Source organism: Micromonospora sp. M71_S20, from assembly GCF_003664255.1.
In the GTDB taxonomy this organism is placed as follows: domain Bacteria; phylum Actinomycetota; class Actinomycetes; order Mycobacteriales; family Micromonosporaceae; genus Micromonospora.
This window is the reverse complement of record NZ_RCCV01000004.1, coordinates 177487-195922: the sequence shown is the minus strand read 5'-3', so window position 1 is coordinate 195922 and position 18436 is coordinate 177487. Positions and strand designations below refer to the sequence as shown.

Sequence of the window (18436 nt, the reverse complement as noted above, 5' to 3'; positions counted from 1 at the left end):
TCGGCGCCTGCACGCTGTCGGGCGGTTGTACGAGCAACTTGAGCGCGCTGCCAAGACCATGGAGCAGCAGGACGACGAGTACGAGTTCGTTCTCGGGATCGGCCTGCTTCGGTGGACGGCGCCTTGGGCTCCGTGGTCCGTGTGCATGATCGCCCCGTGCAGGCTGCCGCGTTCGCTGCGCGGCGTGTAGGGCGTCGATGACCAGGTCGGTGCGCATGTGATCGGCGATCGCCCAGCCCGCGAGGCGCCGGGAGTGCAGGTCCAGGACGGTGGCCAGGTAGAGGAACCCGCGTTCACCGACCGGTAGGTAAGTGATGTCGCCGACGTAGCGCTGCTTTGGCCCCGGGGGCGGTGAAGTCCCGGCCGATCAGGCCCAGGGTCTTCGCTGCGGCCGGATCCGGGACCGTCGTACGAGTACGCCTGCTTAGTAGTGCTTTGTTAGGTTGGGACGAGTTGGTGGCAGAGGGGGCAGAACCCGAGCCAGGTCGCGAGTAGGTACTGCAGTTGCCGCAGGACGGCGTAGAGGCTCAGGTCTGCCCCGTTGCTTTGGGGATGTCGTCCGTAGTTGGGTGAGGAACAGTTGGGCGGCTGCGGCGAGGGTGACGTGGCGGTGCCAGCCGATCCAGGATCGTCCTTCGAAGTGGTCGAGTCCGAGGGCGGTTTTGAGTTCGCGGTAGTCGTGCTCGACGCGCCAGCGGCTCTTGGCCAGGCGGACCAGCTCGGCCAAGGATGTGTCGGCGGGCAGGTCGGACAGCCAGTAGTCGCTGGGTTCGTCCTGGCCGGGAGGCCACTGCACGAGCAGCCAGCATTCGGGCAGGACACCGTCGTCGCCGCACTGTGGTCCGCGGCGGACCACCCGGCCGGCGGGACGCACCCGCAGGGCGAAGAAGTGCCCGGACAGCTCACCGACGGGCCGGTCGGGCCGCGGTCGGGTGCGGGTAGCCGGGCACGCCAGCGCACCAGACTTGTCGCGTCGGCGCCATGGGCGAGGGCCAGGTCCTTCAGGCTGCGGGCCGGCTGCGGGTACTTCGGTGTGGGGTACTTACCGACGCCGGCGTAGGGGACCTCGACAGGTTGGGCGTCGCCGGGTTGAGCGGTCGTGGACGACGTGGTCGCCACGACGTAGGCAATGCCGCGTTCGGTCAGGCCTTGACGGAACTCGGCGACCTGGCCGTAGCCGGCGTCGGCGGTCAGCAGCGGCGGACGCAGGCCCCATTCGGCCAGTTCGTCGAGCATTTGCAGGGCCATCAGCCACTTCGGCCGGTACCGCTCGGTGTCGGGGACCTTCGACGCCGCCCGCCGGCGGCGGATCTGGTCGATCTGCTCGGCGGGCGGCAACTGCTGGCGCACATGTGGTTTCTTCGCTCCGGCCTGGTCACGGGTGACCGGCTGCTGACGCAGCCTGCGGGCATGGACATTGGCCGGTTTGCCGTCCGGGCCGGGGACGCAGGTGTCGTCCCAGGACTCCGGCACGAACAGCCGCCAGTTCAGCACCGCCGAAGCGGCGTCGGTCGCGGCGTGGATGCTGACGGCGATCTGGCAGTTGGCGACCTTGCCGAGGGTGCCGGAGTACTGCCGGGCCACACACGCCGAAGCCTTGCCGTCCTTGGGAAACCCGGTGTCGTCCACCACAGTCGAGAGGCCACGCACCCTGGAAGGACCCCATCCATGACCAGCCGCCCTGCCATCGACCGTCGCCGTTTACTTGGTTGGGGTGGCGCCGCCCTGGTCGGATCATTACTACCGGCGCTGCCCTCGCTCTCGCCGGAGGCCGAGGCTGCCGGCAGCCCGTTCTTCCGGGAGTACCCATTCACCCTCGGCGTTGCCAGCGGCGATCCGCTGCCCGATGCCGTGGTCATCTGGACGCGGCTCGCGCCGGACCCCACCGTTCCCGATGGGGGTCTTCCTCCGGAGTCTTTTGGAGTACGTTGGGAGGTCTCGGAGGACGAGCGTTTTTCTCGGGTCGTACGGCGCGGCGCAGTGGCGGCGCTGCCCGAGTCAGCCCACTCGGTGCACGTCGATGTCACCGGCCTTCGGCCGGATCGCGTCTACTACTACCGGTTCCGTGCGGGCACAGCGATCAGCCCGACCGGACGAACTCGCACCGCGCCGGCCGTCGGCACCCACCTCGAACGGCTCGCCTTCGCGTTCGTCAGCTGCCAGAATTTCACGGCGGGCTACTACACCGCCTACCAGGATCTGGCGCGGCGCGACCTGGACTTCGTGCTGCATCTGGGCGACTACATCTACGAGGGTGACGGCGCTGGTCCTGGCGCCGCTCGACGGCTCACCCGTTCGATCGAGGCCAAGAGCCTGGACGACTACCGGGTGCGGCATGCCGACTACAAGCGTGATGCGGGCCTGCAGGCGGCGCATGCGGCGTTCCCGTTCATCCTCACCTGGGACGACCACGAGTTCGACAACGGCTACTCGAGCGACGACACCGATCCCGACAGCACGCCCGAAGAGTTCTTTGCACGTCGGACCGCCGCGTACCAGGCTTACTACGAGCACCTGCCGCTGCGTCCGGCGAACCGTCCGGTCGGTCCCGCCGCCCAGCTCTACCGTCGTCTGTCCTTCGGTGACCTGTTACAGCTTCACGTCCTCGACACCCGGCAATACCGCTCGGACCAGCCACAGTGCAGCACCGACGACTGCCCAGAGGCGCGGGACCCCGCACGCACCATGCTGGGCGAGCAGCAGGAGGCCTGGTTGTTCGACGGGCTCGGCGCATCCACCGCCGTGTGGGACGTCCTCGGCAATCAGGTGCCGGTCCGGCGTTACGGTACCCGACAACTCGGCGGCGACCAGTGGGACGGATACGACGCGGCCCGGTCCCGGCTCCTCCAGTTCCTCGCGCAGCGCGGGCCAACCAATCCCATCGTCGTCACCGGCGACCTCCACAGCAACCAGGTCTCCGACCTGCCCGCGTCCTTCGATGAGCCGGGAGCGCCGATCGTCGCCACCGAGTTCATGGGCACGTCGATCACCTCCGGCGGCGACGAGACCCGCCGGACCGTCTACGACGGCTTCGGCAACTCCTGGGAGCGGTTCCGCAACTTCGGCCAGCGTGGATACGTCGCGGTCGACCTGACGCACGACACGTTCCTCGCCGACTATCGGGGCGTGCAGACGGTGCGGCAGCAGATCTCGCCGGCCTACACCGTCGAGAAGTTCGCCCTACAGGCCGGCCAGCGCGGAGCACAGATCGCATGAGACAGCAAGCAGGGCTTTGTTTCGTTGATCAGGGTGGCCGGTCAGCCCAGGGTCATTGCGTAGTTGGGTAACTGCTGGTCACGGTGGTGATGAGGTCGTGGGGGCGGCGGTTGGCGCGTCGGGTGGCTCTGGCGATGTTGGTTTCGCCGTTGCCGCGGTGGAATCCGATGGCGGTGTTGCGCAGGACCGCTGCGACGGCGGGTCCGTTGCCGGTACAGGCCCGGTGGGCGTCCTCGTGGAAGGTCACGTCGCGGATCCAGTGCAGCCGGTTCTCGATGTGCCATTCGAGGCAGGCCCATTCCTGCAGGTCAGCGGGTTGGGCGTGGGCGGCGGGCAGTGACGCCACCAGATAGACGGTCTCTCGTGTGCGCTTGCCGGCCACGGTACGGGTGCGGGTGATCCGGACGGCCTGCTGGGCGTGGGGGAAGCCGATGCCACCGGGAGTCTGGAGGGTCAGCGCTTTGACGGTGCGGGTCTCGCGGCGGCCGTGTCCGGTGTCGCGGTGTTGGTCCCCGACCGGCACCTGCGCCCACGGTAGGCGCTTGAGCTGGGCGAACAACGTCGGCTGATTGGCTTTGACCGACACATACAGGTGCCCGCCGGCAGCGGCGACGGCTCGGGCGTGGGCGACCTGCGTATGCAGCGCGTCCGCGACGATCACCACACCTGCCAGGCCACCCAACCGGACCGCGACCTGCTCCAGCAGCGGGGCGAACGCCGGAATCTCGTTCGACTTCGCCGCGACCTGGACCTGCGCCAGGACCACGCCGGTCGAGGTGTCGTAGGCCGACAGCAGGTGAACCCCGTCCCTCGGTCAGGACCGCGCCCCGCACCACCATGCCGTCAACGGCAATGACCCGCCTGGTCGGCGGCGGCGCCGACAGCCGAGAACACAGCCAGTCAGCGAGGACCGCCGTCAACGTCTCGGCGTCGATGCGGACCAGCAGCCGCCACAGCGTGGTCAGCACCGGCACCCGGCCGGTGAACCCGAGCCGCCCCCACGCCGGCGGATCGAGAGATCGTCGGCCCAGTCGCCGATCGCGGCGAACGTGCTCGCCCCGGCCATCACCGCGCACACGGCCACCGCGAGCACGCTCGCCAAGGGATACCGGATCCCTCGCGGGTCACGCGGGTCAGGAACCCGCGCCAGGGCCGCCAACAGGCCATACGACTCCCGGCCGGCAGGCGTGGCGCCGGACGGGGCAGGGGCGTACTGACGGATCACGTCGATCAGCGATGATGACATGCGCGGGTGTGGTCCTTCTCGGTGTCATGTTGTCTCAGCAACTCCATGATCACCCACGGGCCACACCCGTCCCACTTCACCCTCCAATCAGGCCAGCGACACCGCATACGCCCAGGTCAAAGCACCCTCAGGCGACTACGCAAAGCCCCTGCCGGTCAGCCAGTTAGGAGCAATTACGCGTCAGGGCCATCCGTTGACGGATGGCCCTGACGCGTATCCGGGATCGCTGTCCACGGCCGAAGGCGGCTCACCCCGGGCTGGCCGGCGACGGGCAGGTACTCCTGGTGCAGGCGAAGAGGGAGTCGGTCGCACTCGCCCGGATCGATCTGTGCCGGGCCGTCGAATCGGCGTCGATGACCGGGGCCGAGGCCAGCGGGTCCGGGTGCACCGGGCAGGCGTCGATACGGTCGAGCAGCCACACCCGCTGCCCGCTCGGACCGGTGCCGAAGCTGAAGGACAGGCTCAGGGCGGTGGTGCCGATGTACCGCGGCACCGGCACCTCCTCCGGTGGCCGGGTCAGACAGGACGGGGTCGTCTCGACCACCCGGACGTCGATCACCGTGACGCCGCCCGGCGCACCGCTCACCCGCACCGTCGAGCGCTGCGGGCGCACCTCGATGCGCTGCGGGTGGTCCCAGAAGCCCGCCGGTGGCCCGGAAGCGTCCGGAGAGGGCGTGGGGGGTCGGTCGGCAGCACCGCCCGGCAGGACCGGACGGCCCGGTTCGCCACGCGCAGAGCGGCGGCGTGGTCGTCGTCGCGGTGCAGCGCGCTGAGGTACGGCCCGACGTCACCGCCGGAGACCTGGGCGCCGAGCAGGGCGAACAGCCCGTCCAGGTAGGCGTCGACCAACGCCGGACCCGGGCGGACCTCGTCGGCCGGTATCGACAGCAGGTGCCGCAGCCCCACCGGGCAACGGCTGGCGAAGGACGGCATGTTGATCACCATGGCCGCGGCGGAGATCGGGTCGTTGCACGCCCGTTCGAACAGGGCCCGCTCCTCCTGACGCCGCTGCTGCTCCAGCGAGGCGGTCCGCCGCTCGATGTACCAGGTGGCCGTCGAGGCCAGGCCGAGGAGGGCCGCGGTGAGCACGGCGGCGACCGGCCGGGCGGGCCGGCCGCCCGGGTGGCCGCCGCGGGGACCGCGCGGGGCGTCTCCGGCGTCGGCGGTGCGGCTTGCATCATCCATGCCCGGAACCCCCTCACTGTCGCGCCCAGGGTAGCGGGGGCCCGCGACCGGGGGCCGCTGCCTGGCGGACCCATCAGGCGTTCTTCTCGCTCTCGGCGAGGGACCGCAGCGCCCGCCTGACCGACGGCAACCGCTACGACGTCACCCAACTGCTGCACCTGGTCGACAGGGTCCCCCGGATCGAGGGCATCCGCGGCAGGCCCCGGCAACGGCCCGACCGGATCTATGCAGATCGCGGCTACGACTTCGACAAGTACCGCCGCGAGCTACGGACACGCGGCATCACACCCGTCATCGCCCGACGCGGCGTCCCGCACGGCTCTGGACTCGGCACTCGACGCTGGGTCGTGGAACAGGCCATCGCTCTACTGCACTGGTTCCGCCGCCTCCGGACCCGCTGGGAAATCCGCGACGACATCCACGAAGCGTTCCGCACCCTGCCTGCAGCTGATCGTTGGCGGCGTTCCTCTCTCAACTGTGTAGACGGTTGGCGGCAGAAGCCCGAGGTGCTTTGCGACCGCCTGCTGGCGATACGATAGCCCCATGGCCGACCCCCAACTGGACGCGATCGTCGCGGCTTTCGAAAGCGCACAACACGACCCGACGGCACGCTCGGCCGCGGTCCAGGACGCCATCGCGTGGGCCTTCGCCGAGGCCGACCGTAAACGGGCCTACGAGAAGCCGCTCCGGCAAGGGTGGCTGCAGGCCTGCCTGGTTGCGGGCCTGCAGCCGTCCAGAATCGATGAGGGCCAGTTCCACTACTCCGTCCGCGACCTGGCTCAGCGTCCGCTCGTCGCGCAGGCGCTGAACTCGATTCCCGAGTCGTTGCCCGCGCTTCCCCGCGCCGAACGGTTCAGGCCTGTGCAGGCGCAAGGGCAGCCCGCGCGCCTGCGCGGGGCTCTGCTTTTCGACGGCCACGTCAGCCTGTCGGTCTGCTTCGCGGAGTTCCTTCCAGACGGCCGACCCGACCTCGACTCCGAGGGCCGCCTTCTCCCGACGTGGAACCTGTCCTGGCCCGAAGAAGAGTCGATCTGGACGTTCGGCGTGGATTGGGACGACTTCAACGGCTGGGTCATCGACCCCCTCGAGGCGGAACCCGGCGTCGTCTACGCCACTGCCAATGACAGCGGCTGGTTCCAGCTCGGGCTCGACCGCCCGCTGCCCGCTGACGAAGTCCTCGCATCGTTTTTGCGGGCTACGCTCGTCGCTTACCGCCGGGCCGCGAACGCACGCAGCATCGCGTGTCCGTAGTTCAGCGGACCTTCGTCAGGAAAAGCGCTGCACCGATGATGATGGCCAGTCCGATCAGGACCTTTACGAGCGGCCGGGCCACGCCGTCGGGTTCCCGGGGCTCGACCGGCGGGTCCTGAGGCTCGCCGAAGGGTTCGACGGACGCGTCCCAGCCGTTCCAACCCTGCTGCGCGATCCGCCCGTCGGCATAGGTGTATGACCAGCGCGAACCGTCCCCGCCATTGATGTGGACGGTCCCTTCGCGCACGAACGGCCCGATCGCGACGTAGAAGGCCGTGGCCGCATCCGACCATTTGGGATCTCCGGCCTCGTCGAAGCTGAACTCGATCCAGTCTCCGCCGCGCTTGGCCGACGCCGCCGCCTCCCATGCGATATCAGCCAACGTCTCGGCCGGGTCGGACCCCCCCAATCGGCCCCTGTCGCCCTGCGTCGCCCATACGGCCTTCACGGCACACACCGCTGCGGCGTCGTCCGCCGCCGGAAGGTGCAGACGCCCCGAGGGCCACACGGTGTATCCCACGGTGTCCAGACTACGGCCGACACGAATTCTCGTGCTCCGAGATGTCGCAGCACCAGATGCTTGGGCGTACACGACTACCTGAACGCCGCGCCGTCGTTGACGTGTACGCGTCGGTCGCAGCCGACCGCCAGGACGTAGCCGATGCCACGGTCTTCGAGATCGGCGCGTAGGCCGGGGTCGGCGCCGTAAACCTCGTCGCCAGTCACCCAACCGGCCGGCACACTGGCGTCCATCGCGGCGGCGATCATCTGCCGGGCCAGGGCCGGTTTCGTGGCGAACCCGACGTCGTCCCGGCACGCCGGCGGCGGTGAGACGGCCGGACTGCTCGCACCAAGACGCCTCCGGCAGGTAGAGCCGACGGTCGATCAGGGCCCGCCCCGCGGGTGTCACGTAGGCCAGGAACACCCCGACCTGGCTGTTCTCCACCCGCCCGGCGGTGCCGGTGTACTGCCGCTGCACCCCGACCGAGCACACGCCCTTCTTCAGGAACCCGGTCTCATCGGTGACCAGCACGGCGTCGGGGTGACAAAGCTGCTCGGCCAGCCAGGAACGCACGGCATCGCGGACGGCGTCGGCGTCCCACACCGCTGTACGCAGCAGCCGCTGCATCGCCTGCGGATCATCGTGACCAGCCCGATCCGCCAACGACCAGCAGGTCCTACGTTCCACACCCGACAGCACCCCTTCCACGAATGCCCGGCGGTCCGACGCGGCTCAGCCCGCACGAACCGGCCAGCAATACGCGTCACCGCCTCGTCCAGGATGACCCGCCACCGATCAAGGTCTACGCTGTGGTTTGCGGCCACCGCACGATCTTCGGTTGTCCTCACAAACCATCGATGATCAACGCGGTGGCCGTCCTCATGCCCACGCCAGGCCCAACGCCGAAGCCAAGTGACGTTGGAGTATTAGGCAACAGTGCTTGCTGCCTCCTCTCGGCAACTGGGACCGGGTCTGCTGCACCGATAGGTGACATCTGAGATGGCTTGCCCTGCGGGCAGGCTGGAAGGATGTTGCTGTGCCCAAGCTCTACCCCCGAGAGTTCCGTGATGACGTCGTGCGTGTCGCTCGTGACCGTGAGGCGGGAGTGACGGTCGAGCAGATCGCGAAGGACTTCGGGGTGCACCCGATGACCTTGTTCAAGTGGCTGCGCCAGGCCGACATCAACGCCGGCGCCACCCCCGGGACGACCGGCACCGAGTCGGCCGAGCTGCGGGAGGCGCGCAAGCGGATCAGGTTTGTTGGAGCAGGAGAACGAGTCCTACGCCGGGCCGCTGCCTACTTGTCACAGGCGCATCTGCCGGGAAAAGGCTCTACCCGCTCGTGAGCGAGCTGGCCGCCGACGGGATCCCCGTGGCGGTGACGTGCCGGGTGTTGAAGATCGCTCGCCAGCGGGCCATGAGCTGCGCGATCGTGTTGTCCGAGACCCCTACTACGGTGGCTGAGCCGACCCGTCACCAGCGCCGACCTGGGCGGCGTATCGGGCCAACGCGTTGTTCGACGCCCACCGTGACGATCCGGAGTTCGGCTACCGGTTCCTGGTCGACGAGGCCCGCGACGCCGGGCAGCCGATGGCCGACTGTACCGCGTGGCGGATCTGCTCCGGGAACGGATGGTGGAGCGCGTTCGGTAAGAAGCGTCGCGGCAAGGGCGGCAAGGTAGGCCCACCCGTGCACGACGACCCCACCGCGTGCACGGTCGAGGCGGGCATACCCAAGCGGCCGGCGATCTGGACCGGCCCCAGGCGGTGCTTCCATCGCAGGTGCACGACCTTGCGAACAACCGGTTGCGGCGTGTGTAGGGCTGTGGTGCGGCCGGGACGACTGGTCGACCATCCCGTCGGCGCCGAGCTCGGCATAGCGCACGGCCCACCGCTTCGCGGTCGGCCAGGACACGTCATAGCGCTCGGCCGCCCAGCCCTCGTCCACGATCAGACACGCCAGGCGAAGACGCGCATGAGGCGTCAAAGCAGCGTTAGCGTGGGACACGAAGGCCTCCTGGTTGCCGGAGCGGTTCCTAGACAGCTCCACTCCACAACCGGAGGCCTTCGTCATCACGTCTATCTACGTTGTGTCGTCACACGACCTCAACCAACCTGCCTGGGCAGTACACCTAGCCTAGCCTCGGCCCTTCGTTAAGGGCTGCCCAAGGAGTGGACCGGAAACGAAGAAGTGCCTTCTGATCAGGGAAAATAGGGCTTGTCGAGAGTCCTATGCAACCGGTCACGGAAGGCACTTGCTGGGTGAAGACTACCGCAACACGTCCGAGAATCACGGTGACCGGCGACGGGCGGGGCGTGGTCGGTCACGCTGATGCTCGGCTGCTCGCCGATCTCGCTGATGCTACCGGCCTGAGCGGCGCGTTCGGGCAGGCGTTGGCCGGTCTGCGGCAACGCGGTGGCGGCCACGATCCGGGCCGGATCGCGGTCGATGTGGCGGTGATGCTCGCTGATGGCGGTGAGGCCATCGCCGATCTGGCCGTGCTCCGTAACGAGGCGGCCCTGATCGGGTCGGTCGCCTCCGATGCGACAGCGTGGCGGCTGTTGTCGCGGCTCGACACCACGATGCTGGCCGAACTACGGGCCGCTCGGGCGCACGCGCGGGAGATCGCCTGGGCCCAGCACGCCGACACCCGGGGGGACCTGCCGCGGCCGACGGTGGCCGGCCAGCAGGTCGACGGCCTGGTCCTGGACATCGACGCCACCATCGTGATCTGCCATTCCGAGAAGGAATCAGCGACCCGCACCTGGAAGAAGACCTTCGGGGTCCATCCGGTGCGCCGTGAGGCGCTGTTGATTCGAGCGGAGGTGAGAGACCTTCGCCGCTGTCCCTGTCGCAGCAGGGCGGTGAAGCTTAGGACAGCCTGATCCGGGAGGTGCCGGGGAGGGCGGGATCAGTCCTGACAACCCGGGACGTACTGGTACTGCCAGACGGTGCGGGTTCGGCAAGCGTGACGGAGAGGAGTACGTGAGGAACCGGCGTTTTAACGTCTCTCAAAACCGTACCGGCTCAAATCTGGCGGATATGGGCCGGGAGCGGCGCGCACCCGCGGCGGGTTTCGGCCGGCTGCGGGGAACTTCGGGGCGGCAAATGGATGGGTCGCCAGGAGGCCACGGTGACGTGCTGCGGGGTAGTCGTGGCGATGCCGCAGGGACAAAGTCGGGCTCCTCCTTCGTCGAGCGAATCACAGTGAACACGGAAACTGTCCTGGTCTTGCCCGCTGTCCGTGCTCCCGGCACGGCTGGTCGGGTTGCGTCCACCGTCGACGGAACAGGCCGGGGCGGGGCGGAGCCGCCGTAGTACTCCGAGTTGGGGAAAGCCCGGCACATGGGGAAGGGCGGCAGCGGTTTGTGCGGAAGTGAGGGGTTGTAATGCCGACAGACGCGCCGGTGAATACGGGCGCTCCGACCGACGTGGTCCTCGGGCCGCTCGCTCGGGTATCGGAGATGCAGACCAAACTCCACCGTTGGGCGGTGGCCGATCCCGGCCGCCGGTTCGATGACCTGTTCAACCTCGTGCACGATCCGGCGACGCTGATCTTGGCGTGTGAGCGGGTCGCGGGTAACAAGGGAGCCCGGACCGCTGGCGTGGACGGCCTCACCATGGCCGACGTCGAACAGCGGATCGGGGTCCCGCACTTCCTGGACCGGTTGCGGACCGCACTCAAGACGGGCGCATTCGTCCCGTCACCGGTGCGGGAACGCAAGATCCCGAAACCGGGCGGCAGCGGGAAGGTCCGACGGCTCGGCATCCCGACGCTGGCCGACCGGGTGGTCCAGGCGGCGTTGAAGCTGGTGCTGGAACCGATTTTCGAGGCCGACTTCCAGCCGGTCTCCTACGGGTTCCGACCCCGGCGGCGGGCGCACGACGCGATCGCCGAGATCCAGTTGTTTGGCACCAAGGGCTATCGGTGGGTGCTGGATGCGGACATCGAGGCGTGTTTCGACTCGATCTCGCACACGGCCGTGATGGACCGGGTCCGGGCACGGATCAAGGACAAGCGCGTGTTGGCGCTGGTCAAGGCGTTCCTCAAAGCCAGGCTCCTCACTGAGTTCGGCAAGCAGGTCGACACCCCCACCGGCACCCCGCAAGGCGGAATCCTGTCTCCGTTGCTGGCCAACATCGCTCTGTCGGCGCTCGATGAGCACCTACACGAGCCATGGCAAGCCGCCGGAACGATGGGCAACGCCGGACGCCGACATCGACGCCGGGCGAAGGGCCTGCCGACCTGGCGGGTCGTTCGTTACGCGGACGACTTCGTCGTGCTCGTGCACGGCGACCGCGCCCACGTCGAAACCCTGCACGACGAGATCGCCCAAGTGTTGGCCCCGCTCGGCCTGCAGTTATCGCCGGCCAAGACGCGGATCACGCACATGAGCGATGGATTTGACTTCCTCGGGTTCCACATCCAGTGGCGCCGCAAGCGGGGCACGGAAAAGTGGTATGTCTACACCTTCATCGCTGAGAGGCCGATCAAGTCGCTCAAGAAGAAGATCCGCGACCTGACCCGACGAGTCTCCCAGGCCATGCCAGGCGACGTCCTGATCAGGATCAACCAGATCTTGAGAGGCTGGGCGAACTACTTCAAGCACGCCGCCGCGAAGCACACCCTGCGTCACCTGCGCCAGTTCGTATGATGGCGGATCATCCGGTGGCTGACCGTGCTGCACCGCTGGAGATGGAAACAGATTCGGAAGCGATTCACCGATCACACCGGCCGGTGGCTCCCGATCTCCGCCGACGGGATCACCCTGTTCGACCTCGACTCGATCGCGGTCACCCGCTACCGATATCGAGGCGCGATCCCGAATCCCTGGCAACCACCACGAACCAGAAGAACCTGACGGCAGCAGCCGTGGAGAGCCCGTTGCGTCGAGAGGCGCACGGCGGGTTCGGCGAGCGGCCTGGGGAAACGGACCAGTGGCGACACCGGCACCGCGCCCCAGGCCGACTCATCTTGCTGTGCCTTTCTGGACAACACCGGCGAAGCCCTCGCCGGCCCGCTGCGGGAGGGCCGGGCCGGGTCTTAACACCACGGCCGACCACGTCACCGTGCTCGACCAGGCCCTCGCGCAGATCCCTGACGCCCACCGGCACGGCACCCCGATCCTGCTCCGTGCCGACTCTGCCGGCTCCAGCCACGGCTTCCTCGCCCACCTGCGCGGCCTACGCGCCCAGCACCTCGACGCCCGGTTCTCCGTCGGCGCCGCGATCACCGAACCCGTGCGTGCGGCGATCCGGGCTGCGACCGGCTGGGTTCCCGCCGTCGACACCGATGGCGACCTGCGAGAACATGCGCAGGTCTGCGAGATCACGGGCCTGTTCGACGCTGCCGGCTGGCCCGACAGCACCCGGTTCCTGGTCCGCCGGGAACGCCCCCACCCCGGCGCCGAACTGTCCTTGTTCGACACCATCGAAGGCTGGCGGCATCAGGTCGTGGCCACCGACACCCCACCCGGCAGCGGCAGCGGCAGCGGCAGCGGCAGCATCCAGTTCCTGAAGGCCCGGCACCGGGCGCACGCCCGCGTCGAAGACCGCGCATGAACACCGGTTTCGGTCGGTTCCCGTCCCGACGCTTCGCGATCAACCAAGCGTGGCCGCAACTGGCCCTGACCGGCATCGACCTGCTCGCCTGGACCCAGGCCCTGCTCCTGGACGGCGACCTCGCCACCGCCGAACCGAAGAAGCTGCGTTACCGGCTCCTGCACGTCGCGGCCCGGATCACCCGCAGGACACGACTCGCCATCGCTGCCAACTGGCCCTGGACCGAGGCCCTGACCAGAGCATTCAGCGCACTCGCCGCCCTACCCCGGCCCGCCGGCTGGGGCTGTCTCGCTAACGGTGTTTCCGGCGATCTTGGTTAGTAGGTTTCAGCGGCGGGGAAGCGGTCGCTGAAGGTGATGGCGAAGGCGTTCAACGCGGGTTTCCAGCGCATCGTCCATCGGGTTCTGCCTGCTCCGGTGGGGTCCAGGGACCGGGTCACCAGGTACAGACACTTCAACGCTGCCAGCTCGTTGGGGAAGTGGCCGCGAGCCTTGACCGCCCGCCGGTAGCGGGCGTTGAGCGATTCGATCGCGTTGGTGGAGCAGATGACGGTGCGGATCTCCAGGTCGTAGTCGAGGAACGGGATGAACTCGGCCCAGGCGTTGTCCCACAGGCGGATCACCGCCGGATACCGGCCGCCCCACTTGTCTGCCAGGTCGTCGAACGCCGCCCTGGCAGCGGTGGCGTTGACCGCGGTGCCGCCGCGGTGTGAGTGTCGGTGTGGGTATCCACGCCGACGATCGCGTCAACGCGATCTACGAGTCGTTCTGCCAGGACGGACGGCACGAGGGTCTCCTCTGCATGGGGCGACGTTCGGACGGCGTCGGCCCGAGAGGCGGTCACCCGGCGGCACATCTGTGATGAGTCACGCGACAACGCGGACAGGCTTCTGATCAGGCCAGCAAGGTGGGCCGGGCCGGCGCCAGCGACCCACGAGGACAAGTCCGATGAACGGCACACCGCAAGGCGGCCAGATCTTGGTTGAGTCACTCGTAGATCACCGGCGCCGGACCCTACCGGTACCAATCCCTCCCGGAACCGGCACATCTATAGAAGCGTCCGATGCCCCAACCGGGAGCCTCGCTGTGCTGTCTCACCCGTCCGCGGTCGCGCTGTCCAGCCGCACCCTGAACCACCTGGCCGACCTCATCCGCGCCGAGCGTGCCCGGCGTCGCGGGCGGTGGTGGCGCCTGGACACAGGCCGGCAGGCACTGCACGCCCTGGCTCATCTCCGCAACGGGGACCCCATCGCCCGTCTGGCCTGCGGCTTCGCGTCAGCGTCACCACGGCCTGGCGGTACGTCCGGGAAGCCATCGACCTGCTCGCCGCGCATGCCGAGGACCTGAACGCGGCCATACAGCGCATCGCCCGGCTCGCGTACACGATTCTCGACGGCACCCTGATCCCCATCGACCGGGTCGCGGACCAGAGGCCGTACTACTCCGGGAAGCACAAGCGCCACGGAGTCAACGTGCAGGTCATCGCGGACTGCAAGGGACGCCTCATCTGGGTTTCGCCCGCCCTACCGGGCGCCGTGCACGACCTGACCGCCGCCCGCGCCCACGGCTTGATCGACGCGCTGATCAGCGCGAACGTGATGACCTTCGCCGACAAGGCATACCAAGGCGCCGACGGCAGCATCCGCACGCCCTTCAAGCGCCGCCGTCACCGGCCGCGACTGTCCCGCCGGCAGAAGACCGCCAACCGGCACCACGCCAAGATCCGCGCCGTCGGCGAGCGTGCCGTCGCCACGCTCAAGGGCTGGAAGGTCCTGGTCAAGCTCCGCTGCTGCCCCCAACGCGCCACCGCGATCGTCAAGGCCATCCTCGCCCTACATCACGGCCCTACCAGCCAAACCCACGATGAAAAGCACTCATTCCAAGGCCCCGCCGCCCTGGAGGTCGCCACCGGCCGGATCACCGCTGACGCCTGCTACCCCCGCCATCGCAACAGCGAGTTCCTGACCTTCCTCAAGCAGGTCGCCAAGGCCCACCCCCGGGTCAGAGCGGTGCAAGAGATCAGCGCATCACACGGGCATACCCTCTGGATCGGTGACGAGACGCTGCTGTTCGCCGCGCCGGAGGCGTACGAGCAGCACACCGGCGACCCCGACGCCTTCTGGGACGCTGCCGACGCCACCGATGTGAACATGGTTCGACCGGCCGCGCCCCAAAACCTAACGACGATCGTTGGGACCTTCGCAACGAAGACGAGTGGCGAAGGCGGCTGCCCAAGCTCGCCGCGCTGTTCCTCGCCCGTCGCTTCACACAGAGGTAGTCCCCGAGGCACTGCACCACCTGACGACCCCGTGGGGTCTGTGGATCTACGCAGTCCCTCGACCCCGGACCTGGCCGCCGTCGACCACGAGTACGTGCTCGTGCAGTCCGAGCTATACTTCGGCGCCGACGGCCAACCCGGCGACCTGGCCAGGATTCAGGCCGAACGACCTGACGCAGTGGTCTTCAACGGCTACGTCTCCCAATGCGAGCACCGGCCGTCGACCGCCGACGCCGGCAAACGGATGCGGATTTGGCTACTCAATGCCGGCCCCAACCGGGCCAGGGCCTTCCACATCATCGGCGCCCAGTTCGACACCGTCTACGTCGAAGGCAGATGGCAACTGCGGCCCGACGACCCCGGCGCCGCCCAGATCCTCGATCTCGCCCTGCCGCTGGCGGCTTCGTCGAAACCGTGCTGCTCGGTCGCGGCGGGCCCACGCGCCACGGGACGCGGCGCTGGTGGGTCGCCCCGCCGCCGCAGGCCCGGGCGAGGGGCCGCTTCCACCCCGCACCCCCTATCGGCCCGTAACCGTCGCGTCCGGGCTACCGATGGCGGCAACTACCCGGCTAGCCTCGGCATCGTCCGCCGCGCGGAGGAGGGTCATGCGTCGACGTCTCACGCAATCGGAACGGGCGGTGTGGGCCGCCGGCACCGGGACCCCCGTCAACGCCGTCGTCGCCGCCCGGATCGGCGTCGCGGCGGAGGAGGACCAACTCCGGGCGGCCATCCGGCGGCTCTGCGAACGGCACCCGGGCCTGCGCACCCGCATCACCGGCAGGGTGCTCACCACGGCCGACGTGGACGTGCCGCCGGTGCGCGTGACAGACGGCGACTGGCGGACCGTCGTCGAGGCCGAGGTGCAGACGCCGTTCGCCTTCGGGACCGGGCCGCTGAGCCGCTTCGTCCTGCTGCCGGCGGCCGACCACCATCACCTGGTCATCGTCGGTCACCACCTGGTCGCCGACGGGCTCTCCCTGGTCCAGGTACTCCGTGACCTGCTGGACCCGCCCGACGGGCCGCCCGTCGAGATCCCCGCGCCGACCACCGAGGAGTTGGTGCTGGCCGGGGCGCTGGGCGATGCCGGCACGACGTCACCCACCGGCACGCTGCCGTCCGCGCCGGTGCCGGGAAGACCAGCGGCGGGTCCGGCGCCCACGCCGGGGGCGGGTCAGCTCCGCGTCCTGGCCTGGTCTCTGACGCCGGAGCAGACCGCCGCGGTGGTCGCGGGCTGCACGGCGGCGGGCACCACCGTGTACGGCGCGCTCTGCGCCGCCTTCCTGCGGGCGTTCGCCGACCTGGACGGCTCGACCACGGTACGCCGGGTGGAGGTCCCGGTCAGCCTGCGCCCGATGCTCGGCACGGCGGTGGACAAGGCGTACGGGCTCTACATGGCCACCGTGACCGTTGCCGTCGACTTGGCCGACGAGCCCGACTTCTGGTCCGCCGCCCGGACGATCCGGCGGCGCCTCGTGGCGCTGGCCGCCCCCGCCCGGCTACGCGCGGACGTTCTGCTGGCCCGCCGGGTGCTCCGGCTCATCCCGACGCCGCTGCTGCGCCGGCTGGCCCGCCGGCCCCGGCCCCTCGGCTACGACCTATCGATCAGCAACCTGGGGCGGCTCACGTTCGCCGAGGGGTCGCCGTCGCGGCAGGTCGAGAGCCTGCACCTCGCGGTGAGCATCGCCGCGCCGAACCACCGCGTCCTCGGCGTCGCCACCGTCGGCGGGCGCCTCTGCTGCACCCTGACCAGCTACGATCACGCACTGGCCAGACAGGTGAAGGAAATCGCCATTACACAGCTCCTGAAGGCGGTGCGGGGATGACGGACGGGCCACTGCTGTTCGCCAGCGTGTCCGCGCACGGACAGCTGAACCCACTGCTCACCGTTGCGGGCGAACTCTCCCGCCGCAGGGTCGACGGGCTGTGGTTCGCCACCACTGACGACGCCCGCGCCGAGATCGACGCCCTCACCGTGGACGCGCCGGTCGGCTTCGCGTCGCTCGGCGCGGCGAGCCGGCGGGCCATGCTGGCCGACTGGGACGACGAGACGTACGACGCGCTGACCTCCGGGGCGAAGCTGCGCAGCTACGCCGCGTTCGTCCGGCAGGCCTTCGACACCGGTTTCCTCACCGAGCAGTTCGAGCGCACCCTGGCCTGGGTCGACGAGCTGAGGCCCCGGCTGATGGTGATCGACGTGAACAGCTTCGGGGCCATCGACGCCGCTGGGCTGCGGGGGATCCCGTACGTGCTCAGCGTGCCGTTCCCGGTCAGCGCGCTCTTCCTGACCGAGCTGCCGTGGCGCTATCCGACGCCCTTCTCCGGGCTGCCGCGGACGATGACCGCCGGACAGCAGGTCCGCAATGTCCTGTTCCGGCTCGGCCGGCTGGCCGCGTCCAGCCAGCCCGCCGTGGCCCGGGCGTACCTGTCCTACGTACGCGCCCGGCGGGCCGCCGGGGTGCGCCGGCCGGCCGGAATGAGCCCGCACTACCTGGACCGGGCCACGGACATCGTCAACTACTCACTGTTCGGGCTGGAACACCCGTTCGAACGGGCGCCCCGGTCCCTGCGCATGGTCGGCACGGTCGTGCCGCCGTTGCCGCAGGCGGGCCCGGAGGGCGACGAGCTGCGCGACTGGCTCGACTCCCGTGACTCGGTGGTCTACATCGCGTTCGGGACCATCGCCCGGCTGCGGGCGGCGCAGGTCGCCGCGATCGTCGACGCCGCCGCCCGACTCGGCCCGCGTCACCACGTGTTGTGGAAGCTGCCCACGGCGCAGCAGGCGCTGCTCCCCGCCGACCTCCCCGCGAACCTGCGGATCGAGAGCTGGCTACCGTCGCAGCTCGACGTCCTGGCCCACCCCCACGTGCGGGCGTTCTTCAGCCACGGCGGCGGCAACAGCGTGCACGAGGCGCTACGCTTCGGCAAGCCCCTGCTGGTGACGCCGTTCTGGCTGGACTGCTACGACATCGCCGCCCGCGTGGTGGAGGCCGGTGCGGCGCTGCCGCTGCGCCACCGCGAGCGGCCGGACCCGGCGGAGATCGCCGCGAAGCTCGACGAGCTGTTGACCGGGGCGGCTGCCCGGGAACGCGCCGCGTACTGGGCCGAACGGCTGACGGAAGCGGGGGGGACCGAGGCGGTCGCGGACCTCGTCCTGAAGCGGTACGCGGACGTCGGCTGACCTGGGCGGCGGCGCGGGCA

General features: G+C 69.3%; 12 protein-coding genes and 9 pseudogenes. 10 read left to right on the top strand and 11 right to left on the bottom strand.

All coding sequences use genetic code 11. The features are described from left to right. Window positions 1-117 precede the first annotated feature (117 nt). Together DER29_RS35755 and DER29_RS30020 are read right to left on the bottom strand one after the other, a co-directional pair. Window positions 118-428 (bottom strand): annotated as a pseudogene (locus tag DER29_RS35755) (DDE-type integrase/transposase/recombinase); the annotation flags it as partial. Continuing rightward, window positions 425-1629: pseudogene (locus tag DER29_RS30020) on the bottom strand (IS701 family transposase); the annotation flags it as partial. The pseudogenes DER29_RS35755 and DER29_RS30020, both read right to left, overlap by 4 nt. A 39-nt stretch (window positions 1630-1668) precedes the next feature. Between DER29_RS30020 and DER29_RS30015 the strand changes: the two are divergent. Next, window positions 1669-3216 (top strand): alkaline phosphatase, encoded by a 1548-nt coding sequence (locus DER29_RS30015; RefSeq protein WP_121401020.1) that lies wholly within the window; start codon window positions 1669-1671, stop codon window positions 3214-3216. 52 nt (window positions 3217-3268) lie between these two features. On the opposite strand, the gene DER29_RS35750 is transcribed toward DER29_RS30015, so the two are convergent. From DER29_RS35750 to DER29_RS29995, 4 genes are all read right to left on the bottom strand, one after another. Beyond that, window positions 3269-3982 (bottom strand): ISAs1 family transposase, encoded by a 714-nt coding sequence (locus DER29_RS35750; protein ID WP_233600252.1) that lies wholly within the window; start codon window positions 3980-3982, stop codon window positions 3269-3271. 195 nt (window positions 3983-4177) lie between these two features. Continuing rightward, window positions 4178-4462, bottom strand: a complete 285-nt coding sequence (locus DER29_RS35745; RefSeq protein WP_121401019.1) for a transposase family protein — start codon at window positions 4460-4462, stop codon at window positions 4178-4180. A 247-nt stretch (window positions 4463-4709) separates the two neighbouring features. After that, a complete protein-coding gene (locus tag DER29_RS30000) occupies window positions 4710-5048 on the bottom strand; it encodes a hypothetical protein (RefSeq protein WP_148710135.1) in 339 nt (112 codons plus the stop codon). Continuing rightward, a complete protein-coding gene (locus DER29_RS29995) occupies window positions 5045-5647 on the bottom strand; it encodes a hypothetical protein (RefSeq protein WP_121401017.1) in 603 nt (200 codons plus the stop codon). Before DER29_RS29995 ends, DER29_RS30000 begins: the two co-directional genes overlap by 4 nt. On the opposite strand from DER29_RS29995, the gene DER29_RS29990 reads away from it, so the two are divergent. Beyond that, a complete protein-coding gene (locus tag DER29_RS29990; protein WP_370040787.1) occupies window positions 5635-6186 on the top strand; it encodes a transposase in 552 nt (183 codons plus the stop codon). The genes DER29_RS29995 and DER29_RS29990 overlap by 13 nt on opposite strands. A 4-nt stretch (window positions 6187-6190) precedes the next feature. Then, on the top strand, window positions 6191-6898 hold the full coding sequence (locus tag DER29_RS29985; protein WP_121401016.1) for a hypothetical protein: 708 nt from the start codon (window positions 6191-6193) through the stop codon (window positions 6896-6898). Between the two features lies 1 nt (window position 6899). On the opposite strand, the gene DER29_RS29980 is transcribed toward DER29_RS29985, so the two are convergent. The 3 genes and pseudogenes from DER29_RS29980 to DER29_RS36015 form a co-directional block, all read right to left on the bottom strand. Further along, a complete protein-coding gene (locus DER29_RS29980; RefSeq protein WP_148710134.1) occupies window positions 6900-7418 on the bottom strand; it encodes a hypothetical protein in 519 nt (172 codons plus the stop codon). 74 nt (window positions 7419-7492) lie between these two features. Then, window positions 7493-7723: pseudogene (locus DER29_RS36020) on the bottom strand (transposase); the annotation flags it as partial. Between the two features lie 73 nt (window positions 7724-7796). Continuing rightward, window positions 7797-8087 (bottom strand): annotated as a pseudogene (locus tag DER29_RS36015) (transposase); the annotation flags it as partial. Between the two features lie 349 nt (window positions 8088-8436). Here DER29_RS36015 and DER29_RS35740 point away from each other — a divergent pair. After that, the gene (locus tag DER29_RS35740; protein ID WP_121401014.1) at window positions 8437-8745 is read left to right on the top strand and encodes a transposase; all 309 of its coding nucleotides are present in this window, start codon (window positions 8437-8439) and stop codon (window positions 8743-8745) included. A 345-nt stretch (window positions 8746-9090) separates the two neighbouring features. Here DER29_RS35740 and DER29_RS35735 read toward each other — a convergent pair. Next, window positions 9091-9406: pseudogene (locus tag DER29_RS35735) on the bottom strand (leucine zipper domain-containing protein); the annotation flags it as partial. A gap of 224 nt (window positions 9407-9630) precedes the next feature. Here DER29_RS35735 and DER29_RS29955 point away from each other — a divergent pair. The 3 genes and pseudogenes from DER29_RS29955 to DER29_RS29945 form a co-directional block, all read left to right on the top strand. Beyond that, a pseudogene (locus DER29_RS29955) lies at window positions 9631-10194 on the top strand (transposase); the annotation flags it as partial. 669 nt (window positions 10195-10863) lie between these two features. Then, the gene (gene ltrA / locus DER29_RS29950; protein ID WP_233600251.1) at window positions 10864-12054 is read left to right on the top strand and encodes a group II intron reverse transcriptase/maturase; all 1191 of its coding nucleotides are present in this window, start codon (window positions 10864-10866) and stop codon (window positions 12052-12054) included. Between the two features lie 330 nt (window positions 12055-12384). Beyond that, a pseudogene (locus tag DER29_RS29945) lies at window positions 12385-13281 on the top strand (transposase); the annotation flags it as partial. Here DER29_RS29945 and DER29_RS29940 read toward each other — a convergent pair. Continuing rightward, window positions 13278-13658, bottom strand: a pseudogene (locus DER29_RS29940) (transposase); the annotation flags it as partial. The pseudogenes DER29_RS29945 and DER29_RS29940 overlap by 4 nt on opposite strands. 388 nt (window positions 13659-14046) lie before the next feature. Here DER29_RS29940 and DER29_RS29930 point away from each other — a divergent pair. The 3 genes and pseudogenes from DER29_RS29930 to DER29_RS29915 form a co-directional block, all read left to right on the top strand. Continuing rightward, window positions 14047-14801, top strand: a pseudogene (locus DER29_RS29930) (transposase family protein); the annotation flags it as partial. 1042 nt (window positions 14802-15843) lie between these two features. Next, entirely contained in the window at window positions 15844-17061 is a 1218-nt protein-coding gene (locus DER29_RS29920) for a condensation domain-containing protein (protein ID WP_233600250.1), read from the top strand. Then, window positions 17058-18416 carry a glycosyltransferase gene (locus DER29_RS29915; protein WP_121401011.1) on the top strand — a complete coding sequence of 453 codons (1359 nt, stop codon included), beginning with the start codon at window positions 17058-17060 and terminating at the stop codon, window positions 18414-18416. Before DER29_RS29920 ends, DER29_RS29915 begins: the two co-directional genes overlap by 4 nt. Window positions 18417-18436: the final 20 nt, after the last annotated feature.

What these genes read in the sequence shown, in the direction of transcription:
- DER29_RS30015 (WP_121401020.1), top strand. Translation starts at nt 1,669, where the DNA reads ATGACCAGCCGCCCTGCCATCGACCGTCGCCGTTTACTTGGTTGGGGT.
- DER29_RS35745 (WP_121401019.1), bottom strand. Translation starts at nt 4,462, where the DNA reads ATGTCATCATCGCTGATCGACGTGATCCGTCAGTACGCCCCTGCCCCG.
- DER29_RS29995 (WP_121401017.1), bottom strand. Translation starts at nt 5,647, where the DNA reads ATGGATGATGCAAGCCGCACCGCCGACGCCGGAGACGCCCCGCGCGGT.
- DER29_RS29985 (WP_121401016.1), top strand. Translation starts at nt 6,191, where the DNA reads ATGGCCGACCCCCAACTGGACGCGATCGTCGCGGCTTTCGAAAGCGCA.
- ltrA (WP_233600251.1), top strand. Translation starts at nt 10,864, where the DNA reads ATGCAGACCAAACTCCACCGTTGGGCGGTGGCCGATCCCGGCCGCCGG.
- DER29_RS29920 (WP_233600250.1), top strand. Translation starts at nt 15,844, where the DNA reads ATGCGTCGACGTCTCACGCAATCGGAACGGGCGGTGTGGGCCGCCGGC.
- DER29_RS29915 (WP_121401011.1), top strand. Translation starts at nt 17,058, where the DNA reads ATGACGGACGGGCCACTGCTGTTCGCCAGCGTGTCCGCGCACGGACAG.